The following is a 17,178-nucleotide window of genomic DNA, read 5'->3' on the forward strand; positions in this document are numbered from 1 at the left end:
ACTAGAGATGCATTTAATAATCAGGGCAACCGGAGCCGGGGCGGGGATGCTATCCCATCTGCTGGCCAAAAACCCGAATAACCTGTATGACCGGACGGAAAAAGAAGCGAGAATCCGCATCGTTTTTACCGCTTCTTCCGAGGAAGAGGCGGAGGCAGTCATCTATGTGACGCCGGATCCGGTAGAACTTGTGAAGGGAGATTCCGCGGCACACAACGATATTACGCAATATATCAATGACCGTGAATTTGTGGCCAGCAGCCTGTTCTGCTCCTATATCCGTGCGGCACTCGGTACGGCGCTGAACGGCAAGCCCAAAGAGGCTTATCTGCCTTGGGTTTCACAGCCGCTCCAGCTGGAGCTGGGGTTTGGCCCTGTGGCCTCCAATCTGCCGGACCGCACCGTGGAAGAGCTGTTTACCGCCCTTGGCTATGAGGTTTCACTGGAGCGGGGAGATGCAGAATATTCCTTTGCACTAAAAGCGCGCAGCTCAGCCCGGTATATCCGGCTTAAAGGGCAGCAGACGCTGCAGACCGCACTGCAGCAGCTGTTTGTGCTGATTCCCGCTCTAGATGATTACAAGCATTATTACATCAGTGATGATGAGGTGGACAAAATCCGGCGTTACGGCGCAGGCTGGCTGGAGCAGCATCCGCAGCGGGCGCTCATTCTGAAGCGCACGCTGCGTTTTGCCGGAACAATCAGGCAGTATGAGGCGATGGCGGAAAAGGATCTGCGGGAAGCTGCCGGCAGTCCTGGAACACCGGCGGACAGCCCCGCCTTGAAAGAACCTTCACCGGCCGGTTCCGCCGAGCTGCCGGAGGTTCAGGAACCGCCAAAGGTCCGGCTCAACGATCTCCGTTATGAGGCGATTGCCCGGAAGGTCGGGGAGCTGGAGGCCAAAGCCGGCATCGTGGACTTCGGCTCCGGTGAAGGCAAGCTGTCGGCCAGGCTGAGCAGTGTGCCGGGTGTCCGCGAGATTCTTGCAGTGGAGCCGTCGGCTGCTGCACGGCTCCGGGCAATGGAACGCTTCGCCAAGCTGGAGGGCAGACCGGGAGCGGTTGTTCCCGAGCCCGTGACGGGCTCGCTGTTTTATTTTGATGAGTCGCTGCGCGGCAGGGATGTTATGATTCTTTGTGAGGTTATTGAGCATATCGATGAACACCGGCTGGACCGGGTGATGGACAATATTTTTAGCCAGTATGCCCCCAAGACACTGATTGTGACAACGCCGAATAAGGACTACAACACCGTTTACGGGATGGAGCAGGAAGAGATCCGGCACGCTGACCACCGGTTTGAGTGGGGGCGCGAAGCCTTCTCGGCCTGGTGCAGCCGCTGGACTGAAGCTTTTCAATATACAGCTGAAATTACAGGAATCGGTGAAGGCTCTGCGGAGCATGGATACCCGACGCAGATGGCGGTATTTACGAGAGGAGAACACCTGCAATGACGGAAAAAAATGAAGCACAGCGGACCATTCCGTTTCCGCACGGAGGCATTATCGTGCTGGTCGGGCCGTCAAACAGCGGTAAAACCACTCTGCTTCGCAGACTGGTAGAGGAAGGTGTGCTGCTGGAGACGGAAATGGTATCCTCGGATACCTACCGTACGCTGGTCGGAGATGTCGAATACCTGGACTGGAGGGGAAGGCCGCGGGAGGAGGCTGATATCCTTTACAATGATTATCAGAAGCTCTCCGGCCTGGCCTTTGAGGCGATGAACACCGTGGTGTCGATGCGCAGCAGACTGGGCAAGCTGACGGTGGTCGACGCTACGCATCTGCAGCCGGAATACCGCCGCAAATATATAGATATCGCTGCGGAGCATGATTTGCCCTGTGTGGCCTGGGTGCTTGATGTGCCTGAGCAGACACTGCTTGCGCGGGACAAGACGCGGGAGCAGCCGCGCGGCAGACAGCGGGTCAAAAGCCAATATAGCCAGTTCAAGCGCTCCCTGCGCGGGCTGCGCGATGAAGGCTTTGACTTTACATACATGCTGAAGGAGCCTGAGGCTGTGCAGTTTGTGCGCCGGGACAATCCGTTGCTGGCTGATATCGGTACCGGGATTGATGTGATCGGGGATATTCACGGCTGCTATGATGAAATGCTGGAGCTGCTCGGGGAGCTGGGCTATGCTGCCGGTGAAGACGGGCTGTATAGGCATCCTGACGGCCGGACACTGGTCTCGGTCGGCGATGTTATGAGCCGCGGTCCCCGGTCGCTGGATACGATGATCTTCTGGAAGCGGCACTGCGATGCCGGGATCGCCAGGATGACTGACAGCAACCACGGCTGGAAAATCGCCCGCTACCTCAGCGGCCGCAATGTCACCTTGAGTCACGGTGACGAAAATATCGCCGCAGAGCTCGGGTTATTAGCAAAGGAAGCCGGTATGGAAGCGACGGCAGCTTTAAAAGAAGAGCTGAAGCAGTTTCTTCTGTCTGCCCCCAGCCATCTGGTCATGTGCCGGGACGGGGTGCGGCGGCTTGTCATCACCCATGCCGGCATCCGTGATGAATATATCGGCAGACAGTCGCGGCGTATTCAGGATTTCTGCCGTTACGGCGACACCGATGGTATGGATGCTATAGGGACGCCGGTACGCAAAGAGTGGTATACAGGCCATGAATCAGGTGAGCTGATTATCTGGGGGCATGATCCGCGCCCGTATCCGGCGGTGGTGATGAATACGATTAACATCGATCAGGGAGTGGTATTCGGCGGCTCCCTTACGGCTTACCGCTACCCGGAACAGGATTTTGTCAGCGTAAAGGCGCACCGCGATTATGCGGAAGACGCGGACAGCCCGCTGATCCGTTGGGAGCGCGGACGGTTTGCTCTGCCTAACCTCGGCAAGCTGGTGAACGGCTATTCTGTCTTTACAGATGCATACGGCGAGCTCTCGGTGCGCGGGGATTATGTGAAGGCGGCGGTCGACAGCGTCTCCCATTATACAGTGCCGCTGGAGGAGCTGGTGTACATTCCGCCGACTATGAGTCCTACGCCGGCTGTGTCGGCTGATGAGTCTTACCTGGAACATCCGCAGGAGGCATTTGACTACTTCCGTTCGCAGGGAGTTACCACAATGGTAGCCGAGAAAAAGCATATGGGCAGCCGTGCTGTCCTTCTCCTTTTCCGCGACGACCAGGCAGCTGTATCCTATATCGGGCGGCCGGTACTGGGCACTATCTATAGCCGTACAGGCCGGGCGTTCTTTGACAAGGAGACGGAAGCGCAGGTGCTTGCCCGGCTGAATGCCGATCTGGTGCAAGCCGGTTATTTTACCAAATACAATACGGAAATGCTGCTGCTGGATGCAGAGATTATTCCCTGGAACCTCAAAGCGAGGGAACTGATTGCCACCCAATATGCCCATGTCGCCGAAGCGGCAAAAATGGACCGTGAGCATCTGTTAACCAAGCTGCAGCAAGCTGAGGCGGCGGGCCGCGATGTATCGGGCTGGGTGCAGGAAATGGAAGCGAAGCTGCATAATGTCCAGGTCTTCCGCCAGGCCTTCCAGCAGTACTGCTGGGATGTGAGCGGGCTTGAGGGCATCCGGATCGCCCCGTTTCATGTGCTGGCCCATAGCGGGCAGAGCTTTTTTGACCACAGCCATATCTGGCATATGGAGCAGGCCAGTCTGCTGGCCGGAATTTCGCCGTTGTTCATGGAGACAGAGTACCGGGTAATCCGCAGCGGGGCTGATGAAGCAGAGGTCATCAAATGGTGGCAGGACATGACAGAGGACGGCCATGAAGGGATCGTCATCAAGCCGGAAACCTTTATTACAAAGAACGGCAGGCAGATGGTCCAGCCGGCCATCAAGGTGCGGGGACGGAAATACCTGCACATTATTTACGGAATTGACTACCTGCAGCCGGATAACCTGAAACGGCTCAAGCAGCGCAGGACCTCCAAAAAAGAGCGCCACGCCCTGATGGAATGTGCGCTCAGCGTGGAATCTGTAAACCGGTTCATCCGCAGGGAGACACTGGAGCGCGTGCATGAATGCGTGCTGGCTGCCCTTGCGCTGGAGTCGGACCCGGTTGATCCCCGGCTGTAGCAGGAAGAGGGGGATTTATACGATGTTGAATGCGGGAGCTGAGGTTTCCCTGAGCAAATTTATGACCAAGATACTGCGGCATACGCCGGAGGAGTACGGAATAATCCTTGATCCGGAGGACGGCTCCTGCCTGCTGGAAGAGCTGCTTGATGTACTCACTGCAGCTCCTAAATGGGCCGGTATTACAGAGGCGGATGTCCGGCGGACGGTAGCGAACAGTGAGAAGCAGCGCTTTGCCATTGAAGGGGAGCGGATTCGTGCGCGGTACGGGCACAGCCATACCAAGGTAGCCTATCCGCCGGGAGAGCCTCCGGCCCTGCTCTATCACGGAACGCACCGGGCTGCGCTGCCCGTCATTCTGAGGGAAGGGCTGAAGCCCATGGGCCGGCAGTATGTCCATCTGTCGGAGGGTCTGCATTTTGCATCTCTGGTCGGCCGCCGCCGGGGTGAGCTTGTGCTTCTTGCCGTAGATACGGTTAAGTCAGCGGATTCCGGTGTAACCTTCTATTATGCGGGCAATGAGGTGTGGCTTGCAGGAGCTGTTCCTGCGGACTGTATAGCTGAGCTGGAGAACGCGGAGAATTAATTATATATAACGTCTGTAAAACGCTAATAAAACGCCTCTCGTTCCCCACATTAGGGGAAACGGCGGGCAGCGGATTGAGCCCCCTATCAAACGCTAACCTCAGTCAGTGGGTTCAAGGTCAAATCAGGTTAAGTGTACTTTGTACAATTAAAAACAGAGGAAATTAATCATTATTAGAAAATAAATGTATTTTGTACATCTATTTTCCTCAAAAAAGCCGGTTTCGGGTGTTTTCAGCAAATATAAGTGTACAGAGTGCAGTTAAAACCTGCAGCGGAGCTAATTAGTCAGGTTTAGTTGCAGAAAGTACAGTTACTTCGGTTATAACTTAATTGCGTTCTATATAGATTGAACTTGAAATATTTAAGTTAAGGGAAAAGTGGCGGAGGGATGTTCATGGAAGAAGTGCCGGATCACCTGGAGAACGGCTTGCAGATCGTATTCATTGGCTTTAACCCGAGCATCCGCTCCGGGGAGCTGGGGCATCATTATGCGAATCCGCGCAACAATTTCTGGAGGATTCTTCAGCAGTCCGGCCTGACGCCGCGCCTGTATGAGGCTGCGGAGGACGGCGGGCTGCTTAAGCTTGGCTACGGCTTCACAAATATTGTAGCCCGGCCTACGGTAGGCGCGGAGGATATCACCCGTGAAGAATATACGGCCGGGCGGGAGCAGCTGCGCGGGAAGCTGGAGCAGTACCGGCCGCAGATTGCCTGCTTTGTGGGCAAGGGGGTCTACACGGAGTTCAGCCGCAGATCCAAAGCGGAGTGGGGCTTCCAGACAGCAGAGCCCGTTGTCGACGGGGTACGCGAGTTCGTCGCCCCCTCCTCCAGCGGGCTGGTCCGGATGCCGATGACGGAGATTGTAGGCATTTACCGGCAGTTATATGACTTCATCCAGGAGAATGGCTGAAGGCAAAAAACACCTCCCTCAAATACGAGGGAGGTGTTCCTGTGTCAGGCAGCAAGCTGCTGCAAAGTCCGTTACGTTTCAATCAGCAGCAAAATAATGGAGGACAGCGACAGGCAGACGCTGACCAGATAAAGTACGGCCACAACCTGCTTCTGGTTCAGTCCGGCCTTCAGCAGCCGGTAGTGCACCTGGCTGGCATCGGCCTGATAAATCGCTTTGCCCTGAAGGAACCGCTTGATCACGACAAAGATATTGTCGAAGATCGGCACGCCGAGCGCCAGAATCGGGATGAACAGAGACAGCATCGTAGCCTGCTTAAACGCCCCGTCCAGCGCAATAACGGCCAGAATGAAGCCCATGAAGGTAGCGCCGGCATCACCCATGAAGATTTTGGCAGGGGCTTTGTTGAAGCGCAGATAAGCCAATGTAACACCCACCAGGGAAATCGCCATGATTGCGGAAGCGGATTGACCCTTGGTAAGCGCAACGATAAACAGTGTAATGGCTGAAATCGCTGTAAGACCGCCGGCCAGACCGTCCATGCCGTCAGAGAAGTTGATTACTGTCGTAACGCCGAAGATCCAGACGATCGTCAGAATAAACTGCAGGATGAACGGCAGGGAGACATAATCTCCCGAGAACGGGTTAATGAAGCCGGTAAAGGCATTGCCGGACAGAAAGACAAGAATGGCCGCCGCAATCTGGACAACGAATTTGGGCAATGCCGGGAAATCCTTGCCTTTGGTTTTGTACCAGTCATCAATAGTACCTATAGTGAGCAGAAGCACCCCGCCAATAAAGAGGGCGAGCGTCTCCAGCGAGAAATCACGTGCGAACAGCAGGTATGTAATGAAAAACCCGATAAATATCGCATAGCTGGCTGTCAGGGGAATAGGCTCCCTGTGGATTTTGCGCTCTACATCCTCGCGGGGCCTGTCCACAAAATCAAGCCGGAACGCAAGCCTGCCAAGCGGAGGGATGAGCAGATAAACGATACAAAACGATACCAGAAATGCCAAAACGTAAAAAATGACAATCACCACCGTTGATTTTTTTAAAAGATAAGCTTAAGATGTTCCACGATAAATTGTCTTATGTGCAGGGCTGTCTCGATTATATCGCAGAGGGCATTACCTTGTCGATTGTACATAAATTTTGGAGGCTGATGATGAAATACGATGTAATTCTGTTTGATGCGGACGATACGTTGTTTGACTATGGCATGGCTGAGGGCCAGGCGTTTCTGAATGTGTTCACCCATTTCGGGCTGCCGGCCGGAGCACAGGAGTATGCTGACAGCTACCAGGAAATTAACCGTGCGCTGTGGGCTGATCTGGAGGCGGGGCAGATTACCTCTGCTGCGCTGCGGGTGGAGCGTTTCAACCGGCTGTTTGTGCGGCATAATCTGCAGTATAATCCGGAGGAATTCAGCGCGGCGTATCTGCGGTTTCTGGGGGAAGGCACGTTTCTGATCCAGGGAGCGGTTGAGCTGTGCGGTGCGCTTGAAGGCTGCAGACTGGCGATTATCACGAACGGGTTCAGGGATGTGCAGCTGTCCCGGATTAAGGGCTCGCCGCTTGCGGAGACGTTTGAGCAGATCATTATTTCGGAGGAAGCGGGCCATCAGAAGCCGGGGGCGGGGATCTTTGATTATGCATTTGACAAGCTTGGCATCTCTGATAAAAGCAGGGTGCTGATTGTCGGCGACTCGCTGACCTCCGATATCCGGGGCGGGATTAATTATGGCATTGATACCTGCTGGTTCAATCCTTTGGCCAAGACTAACAGCGCCGGTGTTACGCCGACCTATGAAATCCGTGAACTGTCAGAGCTGCTGGATATCGTAAAATAAAAAGCGGCTTGGCGGCGGTAACGGCTGTGTTTTGCCCAGGTGAAAGGTTGGAAGGCTTCTTCCGGTGTTTAATATATTAGGACACAGTATTTATTTCCACATTATCCTAATATACGGGGGAGGACTTTTTATGAAAATGAACAAAAAATGGCTGATCACCGCAGTTGCCGCAGGTATGGCGCTGACCGGTTCAGCCGGTGTATATGCCGGAGCCAAGCTTCAGGAGATCAAGGCTTACCTGAACAACAGCATTGGTGTAGTCGTGGACGGCACGCCATACTGGCTGAGAGACGGCAACGGCAAAACCTTAAGACCGATTACCTACGAGGGCCTTACGTATTTGCCGGTGCGCTCGGTTGCTGAGGCGCTGGATGTGCCGATTACGTATGATGCCGCGAATTATAAAGTCCGGATCGGCAGCGGTGCGGAAGCGGGAGCCTCTACAGGCTCTGGTTCGGGTTCAGGTTCGGGAGCTGCTGCGCCTGTAGAGAGCACGATGCGGCCGGTTAACCTGCCGCAGGATTTTCCGATACCGAGTGACGCTATTATCGCGACTACACTGGATACGGATGCCGACGGCGTGAAGAAGGCTGCATTCAGTTATTCCACGCAGGAATCACTGGAGACGATGGGTTTTGTATACAATGAATATGTCAAAATCAAACGGCTCGACAATGCCTCGCAGACGGTGTCAGCAACCACAGTGAAAATTACCGGCCGGCTGGGCGGCACAAGTCCGGTTTCGATTACTGGCAAGCCGTCTACGGCGCGTCCCGGGTTTAATATCTTTACCATTACCTGGTCGGAGAGCTGAGGGCTTACGGGGACAGGTGCAAATAGAAACAGCTGCGTTCCTGTGCGGAACGCAGCTGTTTAAGCTGGGCTAGTGTATAAATGTTGTTTGACTCAGGATTGCTGGCGGGTATCCAGCGGTTTGAGGTAAGCTTCGATCTGCTCCCGCTTTGCTTCCAGGAACGGAGGCAGGGCAAGGGATTCGCCGAGATGCTCCAGCGGCTCGTCGGTGGCAAAGCCCGGACCATCCGTAGCCAGCTCGAACAGGATGCCGTTCGGCTCGCGGAAGTACAGGGACCGGAAGTAGAAGCGGTCCACAAAGCCGGAGTTGGGCAGCTGCACGGCGCGGATCCGCTCGATCCATTGTTTCAGCTCCGTATCGTTGTCTACCCGGAAGGCGACATGGTGCACGCCGCCCCGGCCGAGGCGCTCCTGCGGCAGATCATTGCGCTCCTCCAGATGCACCTCAGCGCCGGAGCCCCCTTCGCCGGTCTCAAATACCACGATGTCCGGCTGTCCGGCCGCCGGCGAAGGATAGCTTCCTTTGCGGCGGAAGCCCATCAGATCCTGCAGGACGAGCGTTGTCGGCTCGGCGTCCTCTACGGTCAGATGAGCCGGGCCAAGGCCGGTGATGCCGTATTCCGCCGGCACCGGGCTGGCCGGCCATGGCTTGCCGCCGGCTACCCCCTGGTTGTTCTGGTCGGAGACCAGCAGGAACCGCTGGCCCTCATGATCGCGGAAGCCGAGTGTAAGGCGGCCGCCGCGGTCAGCGGTTCCGGCGTCATGGTCCACGTTGAAGGCTGTAAAGCGCTCCTTCCAGTAATCCAGTGCCTTATCATCCGGTACGCGCAGCGACAGGGCGGAGATGCTGTTGTTACCGTCCCGGTTGCGTCCGGCGTTCGGGAGCTCAAAAAAAGTCAGCTCTGTGCCCGGATTACCGGCTTCATCGCCGTAGAACAGGTGATAGACGGAGATGTCATCCTGGTTGACTGTCTTTTTGATCAGCCGCAGTCCAAGTACTTCGGTGTAAAATTTGTAGTTTTCCGGCGCTTTGGCTGTAATGGCGGATACATGGTGCAGGCCTTTTAGTGTTAAACTCATGATAGATCCTCCTCAGGATTGTGTTGTTATGGAATGGTGTAAGCGTATTTTTTGAATGTTGTGAGTGAAGTTCACAGCAGGAAAAGGTGTAGCTCACGGATGCTTTTCATTATTTCATTATTTACAAAAGGACTGGAGTTATTTTAGTGAAATTATTTAAGTTACTATAATTTTAATAGTAAGTTAGTTGAATTGCAAGTGGAAACTACATATCGGTCTTAAAAAGGAGTGTACTGCCATGCATACAAAAATCAGCCTGCTCAACCAGTTGAAGGAGCTCGGAATCAATCCGAAAGGAACCTTGCTGGTCCATTCCTCCTTAAAAAGCATCGGAACCGTGGAGGGAGGCGCAGATACCGTACTGGATGTACTGTCAGAGTATATGAAGGACGGGCTGCTTGTCCTGCCTACACATACCTGGTCGTACATAGATGCGGCTAATCCGCGCTTCTCTGTGCAGGGTTCACCATCCTGTGTTGGCGTTCTGCCGGAGCTGTTCCGGAAACGTCCAGGCGTTATCCGTTCATGGCATCCTACCCACTCTGTTGCTGCCCTTGGGCGGGATGCCGAAGCTTTTACCGCCGGGGATCATTGCTGGGATACTCCCTGCGCCCGGGGTTCTGTCTATGGCAAGCTGCTGGACCGGGAAGCGGAGATTATGCTGCTTGGCGTAGATCTGCGGCGCAACACTTTCATTCACGGCATAGAGGAGTGGCTGGATATTCCAGGCCGGATGACCGATGAGCCGGAGCAGCTGTACACGGTTACGCCGGACGGAACCGAGATTGCCGTACCGTCGCGCAGGCACTGCGGACTGTCGTGGTCGCAGCATTTCTGGAAGGTGGAGCATGTGCTGGAGGATGGCGGAGCGCTGCGGAGAGGACAGTTTGGCGATGCCCCTGTCATGATTTGCGGGGCTGCGGAGACTACAGACATCCTAAGCCGCATGCTGGCCGTGAATCCGGACCTGTTCGGAGATAACGAGCCGCTGAACGGCCGGTTTGTACCTGAACCGCTGCCCAAGACTTCGCGGGGATTGCCGCAGTATGGTACCGGCCCGAGTTAGTGGACGGGACGTATGCGTACATAGCTGTTTATTTTTCAGCGCTGCTGTAGATCATATTGGCTGTCTTTGAGTTTGAGTTTGGTATTAGCTATAGGTTGCTCAAGGCTGGTGGGTATTTGTTGAGCAGCGAGCAGCAGAAGGTAATTGATTGACATTGTCTGGGAATACATGGTAAGCTGGCTACAAATTTACGCCGCAGATGGCTTAGGGAGGAGCAGGAACAATGCAGACGCTGAACAGGGATGAACACATTAGCCGACTTTTTGACCGGGAGCTAGCCATACCTTTCGCACGTCCGGCATATTCCTATCCAGAGGAAACTCAGGTTTCACGCAGCACTCCCTTGCCCTGGGTCAGGCAGATCTGATTCTGCACCCTTATCTATGGCAATATCGGGATCTCAGGCTGCGTGTACCGCAGCCTTTTTCTTTGACCTTTTGTAAGAGGCGGAGAGAAGGGCGGCGCGACGCAGCCTTTTTGCTGTTATTAGGCAGAATGCAGGCAAGGTTAGAGGAGAGAGTCCCGCTAACGGTACTGAACCCCGAGCTCTAGCACCTGAATAAAGGGGGGGATCCCACTAGTGGTACTGAAGCCGGGCTCTCGCACTGAAATAAAGGGAAAAATCCCACTAAAGGTACTGAAAGCCGGGCTCTGACACTGAAATAAAGGGAAAAATCCCACTAAAGGTACTGTAAGTCGGGCTCTAACACTGAAATAAAGGGAAAAATCCCACTAAAGGTACTGTAAGTCGGGCTCTAACACTGAAATAAAGGGAAAAATCCCTTTGATCGTGGCGCCAGCGGCGTCTTAACCCCCATATTCCCTGAAAGGAGAGAGAGTAATGAACACAGTATTGAGATGGAATGAGCAGGATATAGAGCGGGAAGCAGTACATGGCATACAGCCGGGCACAGGTTGTGATCTGAAGCAGGCTCCAGCCCCAGCCCCAATCCCGGCAACAGATCCCGAGCCACTTCTGTATCCGCAGTCCCTTCGTTACGCCACATCCAGACGGCGCGGCGGGGAGCGCGGGCTTTATCCATCCGGCAGCTATCCATCTCATCCCGCCCTCTCCCCCTCCCCCTCTCACAGGGAGCAGCGGTTTAGGCGTGGTCTGCATTAGCCGCAACACGGCACAGCCGTGCTGCGGCCCCAGATCCAGGATGAGAGCCGCCGGATTGCGCAAGGTTTCGCTATGCCTGTTTACAGGCAGGAGCAGAGACGGGCGCAGGCCGGCGGCTTTTTATATATAAATTAGAACTACAGGAGGAGAAATAATGAACAAAAGCATCAAATCGCACGGCAACAACCACTATCAGCTGGAACTCCCGCACGGATCGCTGCATGTGTTCGCCAATCAGGAAATTTTCGGGTCTTTTGAAGAAAAAGTGTTTGAGATGGCTGATAACAATCTGCGGATTCCGCGCAATAAATATATGGCTTATACACCGGATGCGCATGTCGGCGTGGGGACCTGTATCGGCACAACGGCGGTGTGGAATATGAAGGACGGGATGGTCTCGCCTTCGATTGTCGGTGTGGATATCGGCTGCGGGATGCGCGTGCACACGACGCCGCTGCATAAGCGGGACCTGCAGGATAAGGAGATCCGCCGGAGACTGATCGAAGCCATCGAAAAATATGTCCCGACCAATGAACGCGTCAACAGCAACTATGCCGACATCGATATTATGGAAGTTGTGCGCAGCGGCCTAAACGGTCTGCCGGAAAAATATATCCCGTCCCCGCAATGGATCACCCATGTGGAGGAAAGCAACTTCCGTTATGACCATACTGCGCTGGAGCAGCTGCCGCCCAAAATCCGCAAAAATGCCCATGGCCAGCTCGGGACTCTGGGAAGCGGTAATCATTTTTGTGAAATTCAGTACCTGGAGATCGCTGAGGAGCATAAGGAGCTGGCGGCAAAATGGGGTCTTTTCGACGGCGGTGTTGTCGTCATGATCCATTCGGGCTCGCGTGCCTGGGGAGCAATGGTCGGCCGGGAGCATACGAAGACTATTAAAGAAGCAATGCATCTCTGGGGTGTAACGAACCCAGATCCGAACCTGAACTACGCGCCGGTCAGCAGCCGTGAAGGCCAGACGTATCTGAATCTGATGTACTCTGCGCTGAACTTTGCCGTGACCAACCGGCATATGATTGCGTTCGGGGTACAGGAGGGCTTTCGTGAGCTGTTCGGACCACAGTTTGAAATGCCGGTGCTGTATGACCTGATGCATAACTATGCGTTAAAAGAGTTCCACCGCGGGCAGCCGATGCTGGTGCACCGTAAGGGGGCGACACGGGCGCTGCCGCCGGGGCATTTTTTGAACACGCCGGTGTACAAAGCTACAGGGCATCCGGCGCTCATCCCCGGCTCAATGGGTACCTCATCGTACATTATGCTCGGCCGCGAGGAGGGCTTGAAGAACTTTTATTCCATTTGTCATGGAGCCGGCCGGGTGCGTTCGAGAAGAGCGACACGGCTGGCGGTGACTGTGGATGAGTTCAGCCAGTCGCTGCGGGTCGGTACGGACGAGGAGATTACGGTTAACCACCGTTCCCTGGATACCATTCTCGATGAATGTCCGCAAGCCTATAAGGACGTAGACCAGATTATCGACAGCATCACAGGTGCCGGGCTGGCTGATGTGGTAGCCAAGTGTAAACCAATGGCTGTAATTAAAGGCATTTAGCTCTGGAAATTCCCGCTTAAATCGGTCAGACAAATTCAAATCCAATGTTCTGGGCCAGTCTCTGGCTTGTCCCTATCAATGTATGGTATATTATTCTCACAAAAAACAAAGTAAGGAGATTGGAAATGGAAAAAACACTCGTCTTTGGACACAAAAATCCGGACACGGATACAATCTGTTCAGCTATTGCGTATGCGGCACTAAAGAAAGAACTGGGCTGGGATGCTGAAGCGGTACGCCTGGGAGAAGTAAGCGGGGAAACTCAATTTGCGCTGGATCAATTCGGCGTGGCTGCACCCCGTCTTGTTACAAATGTTGCCGGAGAAGCCGCTCAGGTGATTCTGGTTGACCATAACGAACGCCAGCAGAGTGCAGACGGAATTGAGCAGGTCCGCGTAGTTGAAGTAATCGACCACCACCGGATCGCCAACTTCGAAACCGCACATCCGCTCTACTATCGTGCTGAGCCTGTAGGCTGCACAGCGACTATCCTGAACAAGCTGTACAAAGAAAACGGTGTAACCATTCCTAAAGAAATTGCCGGCCTGATGCTGTCCGCAATCATTTCCGATTCCCTGCTGTTCAAATCGCCGACCTGCACCGAGCAGGACGTAGCTGCTGCACGTGAGCTGGCTGAAATCGCTGGTGTAAATGCAGAAGAATACGGTCTGGATATGCTCAAAGCCGGGGCTGACCTCAGCGATAAGAGCATTGCCCAGCTGATCTCCCTGGATGCTAAAGAATTCAAAATGGGAGACTACAAGGTAGAAATCGCCCAGGTCAACGCGGTTGACGTTAACGATGTGCTCTCCAAGCAGGCTGAGCTGGAAGCAGCTCTAACAGCCATTATTGCTGAAAAAGAACTGGATCTCTTCCTGTTCGTAGTAACCGACATCCTGAACAACGACTCTGTAGGTCTGGCGCTCGGCCGTCTCGCTGGTGCAGTAGAGCAGGCTTACAATGTGAAGCTGGATGACAACAAAGCGCTGCTTAGAGGCGTTGTTTCCCGCAAGTCACAGATCGTACCTGTACTGACTGAAACAATCGCTAAGCTGTAGTCATTATTAGAGGACAATCAGGCATACCAGCTGACGGTCCATATTTTTAAGCAGCAAGCCTCTGCCTTGGACCTGTGGTCGTTAGGGCAGGGGCTTTTTTTGCCAAAATAGGCTCCGGCGTTCTATACTTAATGTACATCAATGTGTCAGAAAGGAGCACTGGCATGACAAAAACACGATCCAGCGGCGTTTCTCAGCATAAATCCTTCGGACTGGTGCTGCAGGCACTCGTAGTCCTGGCCCGTAAAGGGGATACCTGTTCAAGCTGTGAAATGGCCGAGCTGCTCTCCTCTGAGGCGACGCTGCTGAGAAAGACGATGGCTAAGCTCACGCGTGCGCAGATCCTGATAACCAAAGAAGGGCGCGACGGCGGCTACGGCCTTAACCGTGACCCTGAACAGCTGACGCTTGCCGAAATTTATCAGGCTCTTGAAGCAGCGGATACATGCAGCAAAGCGGTGAATGAAACGATGTGCGGCAATGCGCTGGGTGAGCAGATGATGGACGCCTGCGGCGATATTTTTGCGGAAATGGACCGCAGTATGCTGGCTGTGCTGGAAAAATATACACTGGCTGATATGGTGCGCAAGTCTGGTTGTTGACAGGATGCTTTTTTGTGAATTATACTGTGCATAATAAATTACAGTTAAATGTGTAACAGCATAGAGGAGCAGATATTTTTTTGACGTTAACTGTGCTTTTATAAACACAGAATTGGGATCAGGAAGAGGAGGAGTTAGACAATGTCAACGGAATTGAAAGCGGAAGTGGAATTTAATAAGGTGATCCGGGAGCGGCATTCGGTACGGAAGTATGATCCGTCCTGGAAGATTTCCGACGAGGAAATTAAAGAGATTCTGAATGATGCCATTCTGGCCCCGTCCTCATCCAATTTGCAGCCTTGGCGCTTTATCGTGGTTACAGATCAGGAACTGAAGCAGCAGCTGCTGCCAATCGCCTACAACCAGCAGCAGGTCGTTGATTCTTCCGTTACAATCGCTGTTCTTGGAGATATCGAAGCCTACCGCAATGCGGAAAAAATATATGAGTACGCTGAGGCAGCCGGATTCATCACTGCAGAAATAGGCTCAGCGATGGCTAAGCGCAGCAGAGACAGCTATTCGGCCATGCCGGTCCAAAAGCTGAAGGAAATCGCCCTGGTCGACGGCGGCCTGATCTCCATGCAGCTGATGCTGGCAGCCAAGGCAAAGGGTTACGATACCGTACCTATGGGCGGCTTTATTCCCGAAAAATTGCGCGAGCTGTTCAGCATTTCTGAACGTTATGAGCCAGTGATGCTGATCTCTATCGGTAAAGCGGCGGCGGAAGGCCGCTCCACAGCCAGACTGCCGCTGGATGAAGTGACTCATTGGAACGGTTTTGAGGGATAAGCGCGTAATGCAAGGCTGAAAGAAGAGAAGACGGGTCAAGCCGAGCATGGCGGAGACCGGCAACGCCGTGTAAGCCGGAAACAACCGGGCAGATAGCGGTCAGCCTGATAATTCAATAAGATTAAGGAGCAGTTGGCCTATGCTGACTGCTCCTTTTCTTTTGGACAGATGAATTGACAGGCTGCTGTAAACGTTGAACAGGCCGCTAGCCAGCCGAAATTGAGGGAGTAAAGGGGAAAATCCCACAACTCAGGCCGCTGCTGGTCTGATCCCACCGTCAACCACCCGGCACAGACAGCTGCTCCCTAGCTCAGCCGACAGCTATTTCTGGTTTCCCGCGGTTTCTGCTATATTATTGTTAGTGACTGCTGCACAGAAAGGCTTTATGCGGCTGAATAACTATTGTTTGCAGTAAAAACGACCTTTTGTATAAAGCAGCCATCATTAAAGTGTAAGCTCATCAGACAATCAGGAGGGAATCCTTATGATCAAGGTTTATTCCGCGGAATCGGCGCACCAGTTCGATCACGGCTGGCTGAAGGGCAGCCACAGCTTCTCGTTCGGGGATTTCTATGATCCGGACAATACTGCTTTTGGCCCGATGCGTGTCTGCAACGATGATACGATTGCGCCGGGCCGAGGCTTCGGCGCCCATCCGCACAGCGACATGGAGATCGTCTCTATCGTGCTGTCCGGCAAATTACGTCATGAGGACAATCTGGGCAATGTTGCTGAGACGGAGTTTGGCGGCATTCAGCGGATGTCAGCCGGGACCGGCGCAATCCATACCGAACACAATCCTTCGGACACAGAGCCGGTACGGCTGCTGCAGCTGTGGTTTATGCCGCGTACCCGCGGAACGGCACCGTCCTATACAACCGGGCGGTTTGATCCCGCCAAGCTGGAGGGCAAGCTGCTGCCAGTAGTAGCACCAGAACGTGCAGAAGAGATCGTGGACATTGCCCAGGATATGACAATCTATCTGGGCCGGGCTGCGATAGGCCAGGAGCTGGCCTTTGAGCAGGAGGCGGGCCGCCGGATTTTTATTTACTTAATTGAAGGACAGGTTAAGCTGCCGGATGATCAGGTTCTGCGTCCGGGAGACTCGGCCCGGATTGAGGGGAGCAGCAGCCTGAAGCTTACTGCGGAAGAGGATGCCCTGGTCATGGTCATTGATCTGCCGTAACTTAGATCAGTCTTGGTCACGCTTATGTAAACAATCCTATTTTGAAAGGGGGAACCAATGATGCAGCAGCAGGAAAGGGTGCTGGTGAAGCACTCCGTAACCGGACGTATGCTTGTTAACAGCACAGAAGGGCCGACTTATACTTTTAATCCTCAGGGGGAGCTTACACTGATTAAGCTTTACGGTGTAAAGACTGCGCAGGGAGCGGCCGTAGTGGAATTGAAAGCAGAGCTGAACGTGTTCCGGTTTGAAGAGCCGGCGGAGGGCCCGGTTATCAAGCATTGGTATTACGTCGGGGATAATCCCGTCCAGTATGATGCTGATGCAGAATGTCTGAGCATCACCGTACAGTCGGAAATTGAATACCGGCCGGATGAATACTGGGAATAGGGGCGCGTTTGCGCCTCTTTTTTAAATATAAGAATTGATATGTTCTAGACTAGCCGTTTCTGTTTGTCATTACATAGTACGTT

The 17,178-nt window shown here is 53.8% G+C and carries 15 protein-coding genes; 13 read left to right on the forward strand and 2 right to left on the reverse strand.

Annotated features, from left to right (window positions below; genetic code table 11):
- Positions 1-7: 7 nt before the first annotated feature.
- The 4 genes from NST84_RS04520 to NST84_RS04535 all read left to right on the forward strand — a co-directional run bounded on the left by NST84_RS04520 (position 8) and on the right by NST84_RS04535 (position 5,563).
- Positions 8-1,453: a 3' terminal RNA ribose 2'-O-methyltransferase Hen1 gene (locus tag NST84_RS04520; protein ID WP_342564448.1), complete on the forward strand. Its 1,446-nt coding sequence runs from the start codon at positions 8-10 to the stop codon at positions 1,451-1,453.
- Positions 1,450-4,065, forward strand: coding sequence for a polynucleotide kinase-phosphatase (locus NST84_RS04525; RefSeq protein WP_342564449.1), 2,616 nt, complete (start codon positions 1,450-1,452; stop codon positions 4,063-4,065). The genes NST84_RS04520 and NST84_RS04525 overlap by 4 nt, the downstream gene beginning before the upstream one ends.
- Positions 4,066-4,087: 22 nt before the next feature.
- On the forward strand, positions 4,088-4,651 hold the full coding sequence (locus NST84_RS04530) for an RNA 2'-phosphotransferase (RefSeq protein WP_342564450.1): 564 nt from the start codon (positions 4,088-4,090) through the stop codon (positions 4,649-4,651).
- A gap of 396 nt (positions 4,652-5,047) precedes the next feature.
- Positions 5,048-5,563: a mismatch-specific DNA-glycosylase gene (locus NST84_RS04535; protein ID WP_342564451.1), complete on the forward strand. Its 516-nt coding sequence runs from the start codon at positions 5,048-5,050 to the stop codon at positions 5,561-5,563.
- 71 nt (positions 5,564-5,634) lie between these two features.
- Here the strand turns inward: NST84_RS04535 and NST84_RS04540 are convergent, their stop codons facing one another.
- Positions 5,635-6,603 carry an MraY family glycosyltransferase gene (locus tag NST84_RS04540; protein WP_342566346.1) on the reverse strand — a complete coding sequence of 323 codons (969 nt, stop codon included), beginning with the start codon at positions 6,601-6,603 and terminating at the stop codon, positions 5,635-5,637.
- Between the two features lie 128 nt (positions 6,604-6,731).
- Here NST84_RS04540 and NST84_RS04545 point away from each other — a divergent pair, with 128 nt between their 5' ends.
- The gene (locus NST84_RS04545) at positions 6,732-7,415 is read left to right on the forward strand and encodes a YjjG family noncanonical pyrimidine nucleotidase (protein WP_342566347.1); all 684 of its coding nucleotides are present in this window, start codon (positions 6,732-6,734) and stop codon (positions 7,413-7,415) included.
- Between the two features lie 130 nt (positions 7,416-7,545).
- A complete protein-coding gene (locus NST84_RS04550; protein WP_342564452.1) occupies positions 7,546-8,229 on the forward strand; it encodes a hypothetical protein in 684 nt (227 codons plus the stop codon).
- 92 nt (positions 8,230-8,321) lie between these two features.
- On the opposite strand, the gene NST84_RS04555 is transcribed toward NST84_RS04550, so the two are convergent.
- Positions 8,322-9,308: a ring-cleaving dioxygenase gene (locus NST84_RS04555; protein WP_342564453.1), complete on the reverse strand. Its 987-nt coding sequence runs from the start codon at positions 9,306-9,308 to the stop codon at positions 8,322-8,324.
- A 238-nt stretch (positions 9,309-9,546) separates the two neighbouring features.
- Here NST84_RS04555 and NST84_RS04560 point away from each other — a divergent pair, with 238 nt between their 5' ends.
- From NST84_RS04560 to NST84_RS04590, 7 genes are all read left to right on the forward strand, one after another.
- The gene (locus tag NST84_RS04560) at positions 9,547-10,374 is read left to right on the forward strand and encodes an AAC(3) family N-acetyltransferase (protein WP_342564454.1); all 828 of its coding nucleotides are present in this window, start codon (positions 9,547-9,549) and stop codon (positions 10,372-10,374) included.
- 1,277 nt (positions 10,375-11,651) lie between these two features.
- Positions 11,652-13,070 (forward strand): RtcB family protein, encoded by a 1,419-nt coding sequence (locus tag NST84_RS04565; protein WP_342564455.1) that lies wholly within the window; start codon positions 11,652-11,654, stop codon positions 13,068-13,070.
- 125 nt (positions 13,071-13,195) lie between these two features.
- Positions 13,196-14,128 (forward strand): manganese-dependent inorganic pyrophosphatase, encoded by a 933-nt coding sequence (locus NST84_RS04570; RefSeq protein ID WP_342564456.1) that lies wholly within the window; start codon positions 13,196-13,198, stop codon positions 14,126-14,128.
- A gap of 164 nt (positions 14,129-14,292) precedes the next feature.
- Positions 14,293-14,730 (forward strand): Rrf2 family transcriptional regulator, encoded by a 438-nt coding sequence (locus NST84_RS04575; protein WP_342564457.1) that lies wholly within the window; start codon positions 14,293-14,295, stop codon positions 14,728-14,730.
- A gap of 141 nt (positions 14,731-14,871) precedes the next feature.
- Positions 14,872-15,519, forward strand: coding sequence for a nitroreductase family protein (locus NST84_RS04580; protein ID WP_342564458.1), 648 nt, complete (start codon positions 14,872-14,874; stop codon positions 15,517-15,519).
- A 484-nt stretch (positions 15,520-16,003) separates the two neighbouring features.
- A complete protein-coding gene (locus NST84_RS04585; RefSeq protein WP_342564459.1) occupies positions 16,004-16,705 on the forward strand; it encodes a pirin family protein in 702 nt (233 codons plus the stop codon).
- 60 nt (positions 16,706-16,765) lie between these two features.
- Positions 16,766-17,095, forward strand: coding sequence for a hypothetical protein (locus tag NST84_RS04590; RefSeq protein ID WP_342564460.1), 330 nt, complete (start codon positions 16,766-16,768; stop codon positions 17,093-17,095).
- Positions 17,096-17,178: the final 83 nt, after the last annotated feature.

The organism is Paenibacillus sp. FSL R7-0345, assembly GCF_038595055.1.
Taxonomy (GTDB): Bacteria; Bacillota; Bacilli; order Paenibacillales; family Paenibacillaceae; genus Paenibacillus_AQ.

Coding starts and splice junctions, on each gene's coding strand:
- NST84_RS04520 (WP_342564448.1), top strand. CDS start 8: ATGCATTTAATAATCAGGGCAACCGGAGCCGGGGCGGGGATGCTATCC.
- NST84_RS04550 (WP_342564452.1), top strand. CDS start 7,546: ATGAAAATGAACAAAAAATGGCTGATCACCGCAGTTGCCGCAGGTATG.
- NST84_RS04560 (WP_342564454.1), top strand. CDS start 9,547: ATGCATACAAAAATCAGCCTGCTCAACCAGTTGAAGGAGCTCGGAATC.
- NST84_RS04565 (WP_342564455.1), top strand. CDS start 11,652: ATGAACAAAAGCATCAAATCGCACGGCAACAACCACTATCAGCTGGAA.
- NST84_RS04570 (WP_342564456.1), top strand. CDS start 13,196: ATGGAAAAAACACTCGTCTTTGGACACAAAAATCCGGACACGGATACA.
- NST84_RS04575 (WP_342564457.1), top strand. CDS start 14,293: ATGACAAAAACACGATCCAGCGGCGTTTCTCAGCATAAATCCTTCGGA.
- NST84_RS04580 (WP_342564458.1), top strand. CDS start 14,872: ATGTCAACGGAATTGAAAGCGGAAGTGGAATTTAATAAGGTGATCCGG.
- NST84_RS04525 (WP_342564449.1), top strand. CDS start 1,450: ATGACGGAAAAAAATGAAGCACAGCGGACCATTCCGTTTCCGCACGGA.
- NST84_RS04530 (WP_342564450.1), top strand. CDS start 4,088: ATGTTGAATGCGGGAGCTGAGGTTTCCCTGAGCAAATTTATGACCAAG.
- NST84_RS04585 (WP_342564459.1), top strand. CDS start 16,004: ATGATCAAGGTTTATTCCGCGGAATCGGCGCACCAGTTCGATCACGGC.
- NST84_RS04555 (WP_342564453.1), bottom strand. CDS start 9,308: ATGAGTTTAACACTAAAAGGCCTGCACCATGTATCCGCCATTACAGCC.
- NST84_RS04590 (WP_342564460.1), top strand. CDS start 16,766: ATGCAGCAGCAGGAAAGGGTGCTGGTGAAGCACTCCGTAACCGGACGT.
- NST84_RS04545 (WP_342566347.1), top strand. CDS start 6,732: ATGAAATACGATGTAATTCTGTTTGATGCGGACGATACGTTGTTTGAC.
- NST84_RS04535 (WP_342564451.1), top strand. CDS start 5,048: ATGGAAGAAGTGCCGGATCACCTGGAGAACGGCTTGCAGATCGTATTC.